Source organism: Deltaproteobacteria bacterium, assembly GCA_018668695.1.
Classification (GTDB): domain Bacteria; phylum Myxococcota; class XYA12-FULL-58-9; order XYA12-FULL-58-9; family JABJBS01; genus JABJBS01.
In genome coordinates this window covers 108,231-122,735 of the sequence record JABJBS010000383.1, presented here as the reverse complement: position 1 = coordinate 122,735, position 14,505 = coordinate 108,231, and the positions used below count along the sequence as shown (strand labels likewise).

General features: G+C 50.7%; 13 protein-coding genes and 1 tRNA gene. 4 read left to right on the top strand and 10 right to left on the bottom strand.

Going from position 1 to position 14,505, the window contains the following annotated elements; genetic code table 11:
- A partial coding sequence (locus HOK28_22860; GenBank protein MBT6435950.1) for a response regulator occupies positions 1–303 on the bottom strand: 303 nt, incomplete at its 3' end.
- 176 nt (positions 304–479) lie between these two features.
- On the opposite strand from HOK28_22860, the gene HOK28_22855 reads away from it, so the two are divergent.
- A tRNA-Met gene (locus tag HOK28_22855) sits at positions 480–556 on the top strand.
- Positions 557–658: 102 nt separating this feature from the next.
- Here the strand turns inward: HOK28_22855 and HOK28_22850 are convergent.
- Entirely contained in the window at positions 659–2,665 is a 2,007-nt protein-coding gene (locus HOK28_22850) for a HAMP domain-containing protein (GenBank protein ID MBT6435949.1), read from the bottom strand.
- A gap of 329 nt (positions 2,666–2,994) precedes the next feature.
- On the opposite strand from HOK28_22850, the gene HOK28_22845 reads away from it, so the two are divergent.
- Entirely contained in the window at positions 2,995–4,002 is a 1,008-nt protein-coding gene (locus tag HOK28_22845) for a TlpA family protein disulfide reductase (protein ID MBT6435948.1), read from the top strand.
- A gap of 24 nt (positions 4,003–4,026) precedes the next feature.
- Here the strand turns inward: HOK28_22845 and HOK28_22840 are convergent, their stop codons facing one another.
- The 3 genes from HOK28_22840 to gshB form a co-directional block, all read right to left on the bottom strand.
- Positions 4,027–4,755, bottom strand: coding sequence for a hypothetical protein (locus tag HOK28_22840; protein ID MBT6435947.1), 729 nt, complete (start codon positions 4,753–4,755; stop codon positions 4,027–4,029).
- A 69-nt stretch (positions 4,756–4,824) separates the two neighbouring features.
- Entirely contained in the window at positions 4,825–6,183 is a 1,359-nt protein-coding gene (locus HOK28_22835) for a sulfatase (protein MBT6435946.1), read from the bottom strand.
- A gap of 105 nt (positions 6,184–6,288) precedes the next feature.
- Positions 6,289–7,224: a glutathione synthase gene (gene gshB, locus HOK28_22830; GenBank protein ID MBT6435945.1), complete on the bottom strand. Its 936-nt coding sequence runs from the start codon at positions 7,222–7,224 to the stop codon at positions 6,289–6,291.
- 176 nt (positions 7,225–7,400) lie between these two features.
- On the opposite strand from gshB, the gene hflX reads away from it, so the two are divergent.
- Positions 7,401–9,146, top strand: coding sequence for a GTPase HflX (gene hflX / locus HOK28_22825; protein MBT6435944.1), 1,746 nt, complete (start codon positions 7,401–7,403; stop codon positions 9,144–9,146).
- A 6-nt stretch (positions 9,147–9,152) separates the two neighbouring features.
- On the opposite strand, the gene HOK28_22820 is transcribed toward hflX, so the two are convergent.
- From HOK28_22820 to HOK28_22800, 5 genes are all read right to left on the bottom strand, one after another.
- Positions 9,153–9,605: a hypothetical protein gene (locus HOK28_22820; GenBank protein ID MBT6435943.1), complete on the bottom strand. Its 453-nt coding sequence runs from the start codon at positions 9,603–9,605 to the stop codon at positions 9,153–9,155.
- A complete protein-coding gene (locus HOK28_22815) occupies positions 9,589–10,134 on the bottom strand; it encodes a hypothetical protein (protein ID MBT6435942.1) in 546 nt (181 codons plus the stop codon). Before HOK28_22815 ends, HOK28_22820 begins: the two co-directional genes overlap by 17 nt.
- Positions 10,131–10,835, bottom strand: coding sequence for a sigma-70 family RNA polymerase sigma factor (locus HOK28_22810; GenBank protein MBT6435941.1), 705 nt, complete (start codon positions 10,833–10,835; stop codon positions 10,131–10,133). The genes HOK28_22815 and HOK28_22810 overlap by 4 nt, the downstream gene beginning before the upstream one ends.
- 90 nt (positions 10,836–10,925) lie before the next feature.
- Positions 10,926–11,756, bottom strand: coding sequence for a pyrroline-5-carboxylate reductase (proC, locus tag HOK28_22805; GenBank protein ID MBT6435940.1), 831 nt, complete (start codon positions 11,754–11,756; stop codon positions 10,926–10,928).
- A 12-nt stretch (positions 11,757–11,768) separates the two neighbouring features.
- Entirely contained in the window at positions 11,769–12,833 is a 1,065-nt protein-coding gene (locus HOK28_22800) for a HEAT repeat domain-containing protein (GenBank protein ID MBT6435939.1), read from the bottom strand.
- A 122-nt stretch (positions 12,834–12,955) separates the two neighbouring features.
- On the opposite strand from HOK28_22800, the gene HOK28_22795 reads away from it, so the two are divergent.
- Positions 12,956–14,488, top strand: coding sequence for a HEAT repeat domain-containing protein (locus HOK28_22795; GenBank protein ID MBT6435938.1), 1,533 nt, complete (start codon positions 12,956–12,958; stop codon positions 14,486–14,488).
- Positions 14,489–14,505: the final 17 nt, after the last annotated feature.

Here is a 14,505-nt window from a genome sequence, read left to right as displayed (position 1 = left end):
GGCACCCGCCGTTAAACTACGTACTTTTGTATCCAGGTCTTCTGCGCCCGTAAGCATAATGACGGGAATCTCGAGAAATTCTGACTTTGCTTTCTTGAGTCCAAGAAATTTAAAGCCATCAAAGCCCGGCATCACCACGTCGCATAAGATCAGGTCAACTTTCTCGTTCACCAAAACCTTAAAACCCGACATACCGTCACCTGCTGTCAGGTAACGGTCAAAAATATTCGTCGTATTCAGAGCCTCTTGCACCCTGTTACGTACGGTTTCTGAATCGTCAATGATAAGAACTGTTTGTCCCATCGAATCTCTTAGGAGCCTATCGGCCCCCACCCCATCTTCGTCTCTAGGTCATTTATCTCGGTCACTTTGACTTTATCACATCACCCAAGTTGACCGAAATCCAAGAACACTATTTTCAACGCTAACAATTTCTCTTGACTCATTGCCTGCAACCCCGTAGTAACGCTCCACGTTGATGCGGGGTGGAGCAGCCTGGTAGCTCGTCGGGCTCATAACCCGAAGGTCGTTGGTTCGAATCCAGCCCCCGCTACCAAACGACACTAGAAACGTGCGCAAGCCCTCGGACTTTCGCGCGTTTTTTTGTGCCCACATTTCTAGAGCCACTCCAAAAAGTGTAACCCAGAGTATGTGTTTCTCACACTTTGAATCTCTGTATTTCTACTCGTAACTCCTCAGCCTGACCTTGCAAGCTCATGATCGCCTGATCCAATTCTCTCACCGAAGCGTCCTGATCGGTACAAACTTCGTGAATAAGTTGAACGGCTTGAAGTACATCTTCTGAAGATCGGGTCTGCATCTGTTGTGCATTGTTTACCTGAGAGACCATATCATTGATCTCTTCGATGGCCTGAATCACCTGACGCGAGCCCTGGGCCTGCTCCATGGAGCTTTGGTGGGCCTGCTCACTCAGCGCGTTCATACGACGCGTTCCATCCCTAATCTCTCGAGAACCACTGGCTTGATCGTCTGACGCACGGGTAATTTGTTTGGCGTTCAATGAAACGCGCTGAACCAAACTCGTGATCTGTTTCGTTTGCTGAGACTGCTTTTGCGCATCCAATGCAATTTCTTGGATCATATCGCTGCTCGACGCTGTCGATTCCAAGATTTTAACAAAAGCCTCGTCTGCTTGACGACCCAGCTTGAGACCTTGAGATACGTTTTCGATACCGTGTTCCATCGCCTCGATCGCATGCAGCGATTCTTGCTGAATCTTGTCGATCAACGCGGCGATCTCGGTCGTCGAAATTCGGGTTCGTTCCGCGAGGTTTTTAATCTCATCTGCGACCACGCCAAATCCTTTACCGTGCTCACCCGCTTGCGACGCAATGATAGAAGCATTCAAGGCCAAAAGGTTTGTCTGGTCTGCAACGCCCTTAATAACGCCTACAATATTACCAATCTCAATCGTCGTTTCGTTTAGGTTCGTAATAACGTCAAAAGCGGTCTGCGATGCATTCGAAATCTTGTCGATACCATTGAGCGTCGCCCGCAAAGCCTCACCGCCCACGGTTGCTGCTGCCGATGCCTGAGTAGACAAAAGAACAGTGTCCTGTGCATTTCCTTCAACCTGAGAAATCGCTTTAGCCATCTCGGTCATCGAACCAGAAGTACCTGCAATATACCCTTCGAGGTCACCAATATTACGTGCTGTTTCTTGAACCGAGGTCGCCATACGATCAATCGCCTGCGTAGACTGGTGAACCGCTGTGGCCATGGTTTCCATGTTCGTAGCAATCTCATCGTTCGCGTTGGCCATTTGAACAATAAACGTTGCACCGCGCACACTGGATTCCTGCAAGCTTTCAACGTTGATGCTCACACCTCGTAAACTCGAGAGCAGCGCTTCAATGGAACTTGCAGTGTCTCGTACCAGCGACTGAATGGTTACAGCGCCTGAGGAAACACTCATTCCTGCTTCGGATAGTTTCGAGATAACCTGCCCAACACTGTCTGTTGAACGCCGAATCGCAATCAAGGCGCCGCGCTGACCTTCAACGACTGTTCGGAAATTAATCGCAAGCTGCCCGGTTTCATCGTTGGATTCCACAGCAATGGTCGAAGTGAGGTCACCGGTTTCGACAAGCTCGCCGGTTTGAAGAACAAGCTCCCGAAGAGGTCTGACCAGGCGCCGAGCAATCACTGAGCTCGCCATGACGCCAAATACAATCAACAAGATACTGAGGATAATAACGCCCCAGAAGTTACTGCGCTTGAGGGCCAAGTTCTCGAAGGATAAGTCGATACAAATCGTAAGTGCCGCTTTGCGGTCATCGTGGAGTTTTACAGAGCGGGTTACCCAAATTTCACCGTTCTTCACCACGGTTCCGCTGAGTCGTTTCGAGCGCTGCTCAAGATGCACACCACTTCGTGGCCAAGCACCAATCAAATCACCGTTGGTTGAGCGCACGGTTGCATGCGTTGCACCTGGTACATCGCTGAACGCATCAAGCACAGATTGAATAGACTGAGTATCTGGCGCGGATCGAACCGCCAACGTGAGTACCGCAGTGATTTCCTCAACGTGCTTTTGCCCCAAGGCGTCCGTGTTGGCGGACAAGCGATATTGAAAAAAGCCACCGAGACAAACGGCCATAAATAACAGAAACAAACCGACCATCACGATCAGTTTCATCTGCATCGATACGAATTTACCCTGACCTTCCATGCGCGAAGTTCAACCACTTCTGTTGTAGACCCAGCCGAGGACAGTCAACAAATCCTGCCCCAGCATCTCTACACACGATAGTTCCAACAATAAGAATCCTCGAAAGCCAAGGGCGACACAAGTTTCAACCCCCGCAAAAACGCATGTATTTAGGGTCCCAACGTCTTCAAGGGCAGGAAGTTCCTGCAGAAATGGCGCAGAGGCACTTGCCAGCCAACTCCGATACGATCATCCTGGGGTCAATGAACTCGCCGAAGTCCCTAAAAAAGTCCCCTTTACCGACCAAATTTTTAATCTCACCCGTGGAAAGTGCCCGGATCATTGGACTTACCGGCCAAGGGATTGGCTGGGTCGTGCTCTTGTGGGCGCTCGATTACATTTTTCAGTCGCCCTTAACTGTGAGTCGATGGCTGCTAAGGGCCAGCGAAAGCCCGGTAAGTGGACTGACCACACTCTGGAGCTTTTTTGTTAAAGCGTCCCTGCTTAAAGCCTGTGTCGCAGCCGGATTAGGCACACTTTTATATTACCGCAAACGCCGCAGCGACGATTCTTGGGAACTTTGGAACTGTATTATTGTATCGGGATATTGCTTCGCGCCTTACACACTTTTGGTCGCCCTAAGCGCTTGTCTTGGTCATGCTGGTTTTGACAGTCCCTGGTTGCTCCATCATCGCGGCGCCTCTGCCACCCTATCGGATGTTCAAAGCGTGATAGCAGCATGCGTTGTCCTTATTTACTGGGCGCTTTGCTTTCGCGGTGTACCTCTGCTCACTGCAAAGCGAATTCATCGGCCAATGGCTTCGGTCGTTGTACTTATCATTGCTGGCTCGATCGCTTTGACCGGGCAGTTCATCTCGAACAACGCAGAACGGGCACGCCCCCTGATGCAAGGCGACAGCTTACCCGATTTTCTCATTTACGATGCGAGCGGAACCAAACGTATGCCCAATGAAAGTAAGGGCCGGGTCATCTTAATTGATATCTGGGCAACCTGGTGCGGGCCCTGCGTGGCTGCGATGCCGCAACTGGAGAAAATTCACCGCAAATTTTCCAACGACTCATTCGAGTTGCTCTCAATCAACGTCGAGCCCTCCAAAATCAAAGAGGTGATTCAATTCAAGCAAGACCACAACTTGAGCTTCCCAATATTTTTCGACCGAGGCCAGGCACGAAGGCGTTTGATGGTATCTTTGTACCCGACACTCATCTTGGTCGATGAAAATGGCAAAATCCAGTCGGTATATAATGGAACTTTAGGCTTGAGCGCACTGGAGGCAGATATTGAATCTCTGGTCACGAAAGCTCGTTAACCGTTATTTAGAAAGGCTGCGAGGCTAGCGCTTTTTCTTGCGGCCACCTTTTGCTTGAAAGCTCGACTTCATTTTCTTGAGGTCTAAATTCAAGACAAATGTGCCACCTGCTGCAACCTTGCCTTGAATGGCTATTTTTTTCTTGCCCATCTTCGCGCGAAATAAATGAGTCCCTGCGCTTAGCTTAAGCTTCTTCTTCTTAACTTTGCCAAGAGATACCCCGTCTACCCAAAGCTCAGCCTTGCCCTTGATAGAAACGCGCACTTCACCAAACTCAATCTCCCAGTCTTGTTTCACCTCATCGCCAGGATTATCTCCATCGAGCTTGAGGCCTGAGCTTTTCGACTTTTTCTTTTTCTTACTTTTACGAGAGCGTTTTTTCTTCTTTTTCTCTTTGGGAGTAGATTCGTCCGCCGCGACTTCATCATCGCTGGAGCTCATCGAATCCTGGATACTCTCCAGTGCGCCGGTAAAATGAAGAACAGCAACAAGAATAGAAGGTACACCAGCACCCACTAATACCATCAACCCAATGCGAATCGCTTTCTGGAGAGGGCTGCCGCCACCGCCAAACTTAACAGGGTCGTCGGGAAGATCTCCCCACTCTTTGCTAAAGTCCTCTTCATCCTCTTCAGATTCGCCTTCACCGGAATCTGCAGACCCATCCTCATCTGCAGTTTCTGACTCCTCGCCATCTTCTGCGGGTCCATCGCTGCCGAAGTGTTGGTCAAAATCATCTTCTTCGTCGGCCATAACTCACCATAAATTAGAACGAACTAAATACAAAGCACACGATAAACAATCGTCGAACTCTTTTAAAACTTAACGAACATAACCCAATGCTCGGAGAACTTCGATAGTATCCTCATTTAACTGGGCTTGGCCAATATCCATATCCAAACGTTGCCTACGGCGCTCTTTAAGCTCACGGCGAAACATAGCAACCAATTCTGGGCTTTTGTCTGCAATATTTTGTTTCTCACCCGGATCGACGCTGAGGTCATAAAGCTCCTCGCTACCACGCTTAAATGGGTAGGAGGGTTGAAGCCTTCGGGTACGCAGGTGCCGGATGTATTTATATTGAGCTGACCGTAAAGCCACCAGGTTGCGGCCGGCATGTTCTGTTAAGGCGATACGCTCTGGCTCGATTTGCCCGTGGATCAAAGGCCATAGAGTACGGCCACGAATCGCTCGCGGCGCTTCAATGCCTAAATAGTTTAAAACAGTCGGCATCACGTCAATCAGCTCGACCACTTCATGCACCTCAACCCCAGCACGACCGGAGTCTGGGAAATAGGTAATCAGCGGCACTCTGACCGTGGAATCGTAAAGGCCTGTATGCACGAAATACATGTCATGCTCACCCATGGATTCACCGTGATCGCTGGTCACGACCATAGCCGTATCGTCTAGGATACCGCGGTCCTCCAGGGCATCCATGAGCCGACCTATTTGGTCATCCACATAGGTAATGGCACCTTGATACTGTGCGATCACCCACTCCACATCCCGTATACCTGCAAGCCAGGTGCGAAAATACGGATGATCCGACATATGGTGCGGGAGCAAGCTCCAAATTTTATCTAGAGTTTTCGTTGCAGGATCTCGTTCATCCCCATCGTAATAGAGGCGGTCATACGGTGGTGGTGGCCGATAGGGCGTGTGCACATCTACCAAGTGAATCCAGGCAAAGAATTTTTTACCTTCTTTTTCATCTACCCATTTCACAAATTCATCGATGCTCTCTTCGGCCCGTCTCATGTTGCCGCTGCGAATAAACGTATCAAAGCCGGCACCCAAATTTGAAACTTCTGGGTTTAAGTGGCGCATGTTCACCATGGCAAACGTTTCATAACCCTCTTGCTTTAAAAGCTGAGCCATTGTTGCCGGATCTTGACCCACAGCTTCAAAGTTCGAGTACACATTATGATCGTGTAGATAGAGGCTGGTCATGAGCGATGTATGGCTGGGCGTAGTCGTACTCGACTGCGCAATGGCCGTTCGAAAAAGCTGACCACCCGAGGCCAGCCGTTCCAAGTGCGGCGTCTGAACCCGCGGATGACCATAGGCTCCGAGAAAGTCTGCTCGGAGCGTATCGACTGTGATGAGGATTAACCCTTGCTGATCTTGATCGGCTTCAACTTCAAAAAGCTCCACCGCATCGGACCCAGATAGGTCCATAGGCATTCCAGGGCCACAGCTCAGAGTAAACGTAGAAAAAATTATCGCAATAAGGCGCGCACCGTATCTGCTCATAGGCCTACGGTACCAGCGGGATCGGATCTGTCAAAAAAGTGACTGAATTACTTCCGCGGCAATGTCGGGGCCACCCAAACGGTGGATCTCTCTTAGTAATGTCGGGCTGGTAACGTTCACTTCAATCAGCTTGTCACCGATGACATCGATGCCCACAAACGAAAGACCATCTTCTCGAAGCCGGTCACCAATGGCCGCCTCAATACGCCGGTCAGCGTCTGTTATGTCGCAAGCTTCGACGCGTCCACCCACATGCACATTGCCTCTGTGGTCGCCGCCCGTCGGGACTCGAACGATGCCGCCTCTGATCTTACCGTCGACGAGAATCACTCGCTTATCGCCAAGAGCTGCTTCTGGAAGAAAAGCTTGAAGTAAAATTGGAACTTTTTCTTCGCGAGTCAGTAGGTCGAAAATGGCTCGGGTATTGGAATCTTCGGTTGAAACGCGAACAACTCCAAAGCCGCCATGACCATCAAGTGGTTTTGCAATGGCAGTGCCGCCCAGTGACTCGATAAAGTTCAAAGCTTCCTTCTGGCAATTTGTAACAATCGTCTCGGGGCACAACTCTGGGAACTCAAGCGCGTAGAGCTTTTCGTTGGCTGAACGAATACCGGCCGGAGAGTTCAGGACGCGAACGCCTTGTCGCTCAGCAAATGACAAAAGCCAGGTGCAGGTGAGGTAATCTTCGTCAAAAGGTGGATCGGTTCGGATGAAAATCGCCGTGCAATCATTTGCACAAATCAAAGATTCTTCAATCACGCTAAAATGGTCACCCACTTTGTCACGTACTTGAACGTAGCGACCTCTTAACCAAACCTTCCCGGCCCGAAGCATAATATCCCCAGGCAGTACGTGGAAAACTCGTGCGTCTCGGTGTGAAGCGGCCAACATGAAGGCAAAAGAGGTGTCTGCTTCAATATGCAGGCCCTCCATTGGGTCCATTACAAATGCGATTGTCTTTGACATAACTCATTCCTGTACAGCCATAGACGCTGGACGTCAAAGCACAAAAAGCACTCCCAAGTAGATTTTAAAGTACCTAACTTGAATGCGTTGGTTCTGATAGGATCATTAAACTAAGCAGGTATGCACCAGAGCGCAATGACTCCTTGTCGCTTGCCCAATGGTTATTTACCGTAGTAATAGGGCCCACTTGGCCGAATACCAAGCCATTGCTGGAGGTTATCTCGATTCGACACGTTACAGGCAATACAGCCGGTCTAAAACCCAGCCAAAAGCGCCTTCTTGAGCGCACCTATCAACGCCGAGTTGCCCCCGACCGGATCATCAGCCCCGAGCTTGCTCGCCATCTAGCTGGAATCAGTAGAGAAATTGGTCGCCAGGTTGGAGTTCTCGTCAATCGCCGCGGGCAAATTGAAGATGTTTTTGTGGGAGATGCCCACAGAATTTATCTACCAGACATTGGTCGTACGAGAGCGGGTCAGAGTAATCTACGAGGCCTTCGCCATATTCACACGGTGTTCGGGAAAGATGGTCTTCATCGAGACGATTTTGCCGACCTCACGAAATTGCGGCTGGATCTCGTCGTTGCATTAGAAACTCGGGACGATGGCCAGCCCGGTAAGCTCACCACGGCACATATCAATCCCAACGCTCACAAAGCCAAGCGGACCATCGATCATGTCACCTCAGAGGATTATCGCTCGATTTATGAGGTAGAAGTCGACTTCAAAGAACTCGTTGAGGAAATTGAACGAGAGCTGGGTCGCCAGACCAAGGCTAGAAAAGCCGACGGCGGGCAAACCCGCGCGGTTCTTGTGGGAGTTTACGACCGTAAACAAACCGCTCAATGGCGGCTCGAAGAAATGCAAGAGCTTGCCACCACGGCAGGTGTTCATATCGAAGATGTGATCATCCAGATAAGGCCCAAACCAGACCCGAAACTCGTGGTTGGCCGGGGGAAACTTGAAGAGGTTGTCCTTGAGTGCCTCGACCTTGATATCGAGCTCATCATCTTTGACCACAACCTCAACCCGACCCAGGCCAGAGCCGTTGCAGCGTTCAGCGATCTAAAAGTCATCGACCGAACCCAACTCATCCTCGACATCTTCGCTCAGCATGCTCAAAGCCGAGACGGTAAGCTCCAAGTTGAATTGGCTCAGCTGAAATACAACTTGCCAAGGCTTACAGATCTCGATGCAGGGCTTTCAAGGCTTACGGGTGGAATCGGTGGCCGCGGACCGGGTGAAACCAAACTCGAGATCAACCGGCGCCGTGCCCGTGATCGCATCACCAAGCTTGAAAACGAAATTGGAGCGCTCTCCAAACAAAGGCACTTGCGTCGCCGTAAACGCCAAAACAGCGGTGCTCCGATTGTGTCTGTGGTCGGCTATACCAACGCGGGCAAATCCACACTTCTGAACGTCTTAACTTCGAGCGAAGTCCTGGTTGCCGATCAACTCTTTGCAACGCTCGATCCGACGAGCCGTAGGCTCCGGTTTCCAATGGAACGCGAAGCCATCATCACGGATACGGTTGGCTTTATTCGAGATCTTCCGCCAGACCTGATTCGCGCATTCCGGGCAACTCTAGAGGAGCTCGAAGGTGCCGATGTGCTTTTGCACGTCGTCGATATTTCCGATCCCATGCGCGACGAGAAAATTGAGGCTGTTCGCGCCTTGCTAGAAGAGCTTCACCTCGCGGAGATTCCAGAAATCTTGATCTACAATAAGTGTGACTTGGTCGATAGCATCACCAAGCGAGGCTTGTGCCAAAAAGACAAAGCTGTAGGGACATCCGCCATCACCCGCGAGGGATTGGCCGATCTGATTGGAACGATTTCCCAGAAGCTCTGGCGAACCAATGTTTTGGATACTGAAGAAAACTGGCTTGATTACAGCCAAGGCAAACTGCCGGCTGAAGCCTAGAGATTTTTATTTCGACTTGCGACGGGTGATTGCGAAAATCAGCGACCCATTATCAAATGGCGGTCCACCCACTGCAATTGTTGCACCCGGACGGATATTCACCTTGGACTTAAACTTCGGTTTATCCGAAGAAATCTCAAGCTGCACCATGCCTGCTTGCTTACTGGGCTGAGCCTGAACTTGCATCCACATTTTATTGGGCAATTGTACCCGCGTGGAAGCGCCCAGCTGCACATCGATTTTCATCTCATCTTTCAAAGAGTAAGAAGTAAAATCTAAGTTCGTAAAACTTTGCACAAGCTTTTGGATCGGTGCATCGACTTGCTTACCAACATGGCTCGCATGAATAACCTGTATATCCAACGTGATTCGATTGTCTGAATTTGCGAATGCAATATGACTTGCACCCAAGAAGAGAAGAATTGGCCACCAACGTGCTATTCTAAAATTCTTCCTCATAAACTTCCTCACCCGCATCTATCCAAATAACTGCCGTGTCTGATCCTTGAGGCTGGAAAACAACTGTCTTCGCATTGCCCTCAATCTCCACTGACTCTACCACCACCGAAGCTGTCTGCGGTTGGCCATCGGTTGTGGTATGATTATCGATACCACCAGCGCCCATTAACCACAACGCAGCCGGAGCAACCACTGCACCCAGCGCCGCTGCACATGCAAATCCAAGAGCCATTTGACGAGGGCTTTCAAAGATACCCTCCCAAAATGCCGTCCATCGAGATTTTGCAGATTTAGCTTCCTCTTGCTCAATGCGCTCACGAATCGATTGCAACGCACGAAGCGGCTCTACTTCCGGCACACCTTGAGACACGATCTCTCGGAGATATTCACCGGTAATGCGTACCGAGTCGACTTCCGCCTGACTTTGAGCGCAGTTCAAAAGCTCTTTTTCGATTTCTGCGGTTGCTTCACCAGCTTCGCCATCTGCAAAAGCGTGCAGCATTTCGTCTGAAAATTTTCGATCACTCATCCGTTTACCCTGCCTTCAACTTTTGCTTTCGGCTGACTCTTCATTTGCGCCTGCATGGCCTTTCGAGCATGGAAAAGACGGCTCATGACCGTGCCCTTCTTGATCTCGAGAGACTGCGCGATCTCGTCGTAACTTAAACCCTGAACTTCTCGCAGCACCAACACAGCGCGGTGAATCTCTGGGAGTTCTTTAAAGGCTTGATTGAGTTGTTTATGAAGCTCTCGGCGCTCTAAACTAACCGATGGGTCATGCTCTTCAAAGCGTGGCCACAAGTCCTGCTCACTTCGCAGCGCATCGCGAGCAGCTTCGTCATCAATATCGGCTCTTCGCTGACGCTTTTTCTTTCGCATCAAGTCGATGCTCAGATTCACAACAATTCGGTAAAGCCAGGTTGAAAAGGCAGATTGTCCCTGAAATCCTTCAAGTTTTCGGTGAACTCGAACAAAGGCATCCTGAGCTACATCTTCTGCGTCTTGTAGGTTTTTGAGCATACCAAAAGCAACACGGACCGATTTCTCGTAGTGACGATTCACCAACTCGCTGAAGGCGATACCATCGCCAGCAACCGCTCGGTCCACGAGCATAACATCGGTGATTGTCTCGTTCACCCTTGTTTTCCTTGTGCTTTCTTCACTCTTAGCACCCTCTACAACCTTAAGTTGAACCTGACGCTTCGCTTGGATTTTGGTGGCTTTATTCATGCTCTCGTCCTCCTGCCATAGAAAGACGCCCGGCCAATCCAGCCTATTCAATCAAAAAACCACTCTTGTGGTGCTTTGGTACTAAAAAGATCAGGATTTTTTAATGGTTGCCAACTCACGAGAGCGGGCAGTGGCTGCCACAACTGCATTGATGAGCGTAGTGCGTAAGCCACCTTCTTCCAAGGTGTGGAGACCCGCGATGGCCGTACCGCCTGGGCTCGTCACCCGATCTTTAAGAACGCCGGGGTGCTCTCCGGTTTCAATCACCAGCTGCGCACTGCCAAGTACGGTTTGGGCCGCAAGTTTTTGGGCCTGGCGGCGATTGAGCCCCACCTTTACGCCTGCATCTGACAACGCTTCAATAATCATGAACACATAAGCAGGGCCACTGCCCGACAGTCCGGTTGCCGCGTCCAATAAACTTTCTTCATGCAGTTCAACCGCAAGACCGCAGGACTCAAAGAGTTCGTGGGCCATCTGCTTGTCTTCGTCTGTAAGGTGCTTGCCGCAGGCCAAAGCTGCTGCGCCGGCTCCAACCACGGAGGGCATGTTGGGCATTGAGCGACAAATACGGGCTTGCTCACTAAGGTGCGCCCCAATCTGTTGCATGGTGATTCCCGCAGCGACACTGATGACCAGGGCATCTGGTGAAATCGAACCTGCAATCTCGGAGAGGACCTTCTCCAAAATCTGCGGCTTCACGCAAAGTACGACCACATCCGCCTGCTTTGCAGCCTCACTGTTATCGAGCGTAACCGTAAGACCATAAAGGCGGTGAAGGTCATCAATGCGCTCTTGGCGTCGTCCCGTAGCGAGAATGTCCGGAGCGGCTACAACATCGGCTTTTAGTAAACCGCGAATGATGGCTTCCGCCATATTCCCAGCCCCAATAAACGCCACTTTCTTACCCTTAAGTCCCATAGTCTTCATTCCTTATTGCTTGGTCGCCATCGCCGCACGCAAATCCTGCACAGCCTGGGTTAAATGCAATTTGATGGGTTCATTTAATGGTTTTCTCACCATTTCTTCAAGCTTTGGTAAAACCGCTATCACTTTGAGCTTAGCCAGGGCCATCGCTGCACGGCCACGAACGGGTGGTTTCTCATCCGCAAGCGCGAGCACGAGAGTCCGTGTCGCTTTTCGTCCACCAATGGCTTCCAGAACACGGATGGCTCGCATGCGCATATGCGTCTCAGAGTGTTCCGTTGCATCCCGAATAAAGTCACCTTCAACCAAATGCTCTTTCAACTCTCTAAGCGAGTAGGCTGCAGCATCTTTAACCGTCAAATCTTCATCTTCTTGTTCAAAAACTTCAATCACCACAGCGAGGTTCTCACGATGACCATCACGGCCAAGGGCACGTACCGCCCCAGCTCGAATAGGGGCCTTAGCTGAGCGCAGGCCTTCGGAAATCCATTCCATGCGCGTGATACGAGGCATCGTGGCCAGCAACGTTTGAGCCTGCTCATAAACCTCCGGGTAGTCACCGAAGCTTTTTGTAATGACCGCCCGTGCCAAGTCGTTCAATGGCAGAGGTAGATGCTTTAAAACCGCCGACCGAACCCGCACATCGTCTGAATCAAAAGCTGCGAGAACAAATTCTTGGTGGGCCAGTAAGTCAAAAGAGGTCAAGGCCACGTTCGCCCCCGCTGCAACCATGGGAACCGGATCACTGGCGGCCAAAGTAACCAACTCGACAATCGCACGTGGACGCTTAAGCTGAGCCAACGCGTCGATCGCCGCACGGCGGACCGAGTCATCGTCGTCGGTCTTTGCGCAATCAATCAAAGCCTTGAGTGCATCTGGATGGCCTGATCGCCCAAGTAAAACCGCAGCTTGCAGCCGAACCTTGAAGGAAGGCTCCGTCTTTAACACATTACTCCAATAGGTTGGCCCGGAATCGATGGCGCTCGAAACCATAGAATCGCACCCGGTTAATCCTGCCAAAATCAGTCCAAGCACAACCAAGAATCTATTTATGTCGTATCTTTTCATCATCGCCTTGTCAGACCGCTAACATATGGAACCCCGCGTCACAATTAAAGCCCCGATCCCACTCGCGTTGACCCTTTCATGGGAGCGCGTTATGCAGCTTTCGCAAATGAGCCAAGGAGCACGCCATGACTAGAAAACTACTTGCCGTAATCGCCGCAACCTTTATCCTCGCAAGCTGCAGCCAGCCCGAAGATCCAACCACCTCTGCATATTGGATTGCACAACTCGAAAACAAAGAGAAGCGCCCCGAAGCACTCACCCAATTGGGTAAGCTCGGTGATAAAACTGCTTTACCCAGCGTTCAAGAATGGTTTGAGCAAGAAGGTTCTTGGACCCCAGAAGCAGCATACGCACTGGGCCGACTTGGCGACGCAACCATTATCCCGGCACTCAAGGGCGGCATTAGCTACACCGTGGGGACTGGCTCGGATAAAAAGACACGTGCCAAGAACCGAACCAACCTAAACATCGCAAAGGCCATGGGTCAGCTCAAAGCGGAAAGCGGCGTCGATGCCCTTATTCGTCTTACCACCATGCCTGACCTCAACACCCGTGAAGCTGCCATGCGCGCAATCGGTAAAATCGGCAGCAAAACCGGAACTGAGACGCTGATTAAAATTGCCAGAACCGAAACGCAGCCGTTCTTACGCAAAACAGCCATCATGGCTCTCGGCGACTTGGGCGACGACAAAGGCATCCCAGTCCTCATCGACAGCCTCTACATGGAACTGCCTGGAACTTCTTTTTACTACGAAGCACGCCACTCACTTCTGCAAATTGGTAAATCAGCCATTCCCGCTTTGATTGAAACTCTTGAGCGCAAAAACAAAGCCGTAGAAGCGATTCGGTTACCAAGCGGTGTAAACATTGCTGAGGGTGCCATTGAAGGAAAAGCTGCTTTCGTACTCGGCTCGCTGCGTGCTCAAGATGCCGAAAAGCAAATGCTTGCAGCACTCAAGACCTATTACAAAAAGTATCAAAATCGGGCGAGCGGAATCTCTGCAAGCGTTCCGGGTGCGGTCGCTGAAATTGCATACTCACTTGGAAACCTTGGTACAGAGGCCAGCATTAAGAGCCTTTCAACAATTGCCAACGAAACTGATGCCAACCTTCGCATTGCAGCCACCGAAGCACTGACCTACATCGGCGCTACAAAATCTGTTGCAAGCCTTTTAGCTGCCGCTAAAACAGGCAATGCGGCGGCGCGCCGAGCTGCTATTGAAGCAGTGGCCATGCTGGGAGCCGGCTCAGAAACAGCGAGCCTCGACGGTCTTAAAGGACCTAAAGAAGAAGCAACTCAAGAAATCGCTAAGATTGTTGCAGCCAATAAGCCTGCTCTCGCCGCGGCCACAGAATGTAAGTCAGATGCTACCTGCTGGACGGGCAAGCTTGCGGATGCCAATATCAAAGTGCGACGCCGAGCCGCTTTTCAGCTCGGTTGGTTAGGCTCAAAAGAGAGCATAGCAAGCCTGATGAAAGCCGTAGAAGACGAATCTTCTGCAGTGCGCATGGCCGCCATGGCAAGTGTGAGCCGCCTAGGCGGAGCCGATCTCAAAGTACTTAACGCAGCACTCGAACGCTGGGGCAAAAAGGTTGAGTACAAAAACTCAAACCAAGAGCTTAAGCGCCTCATCGAGCGAAGCCGAAACCAAGGTTAAAAACGCTTAAACACTCA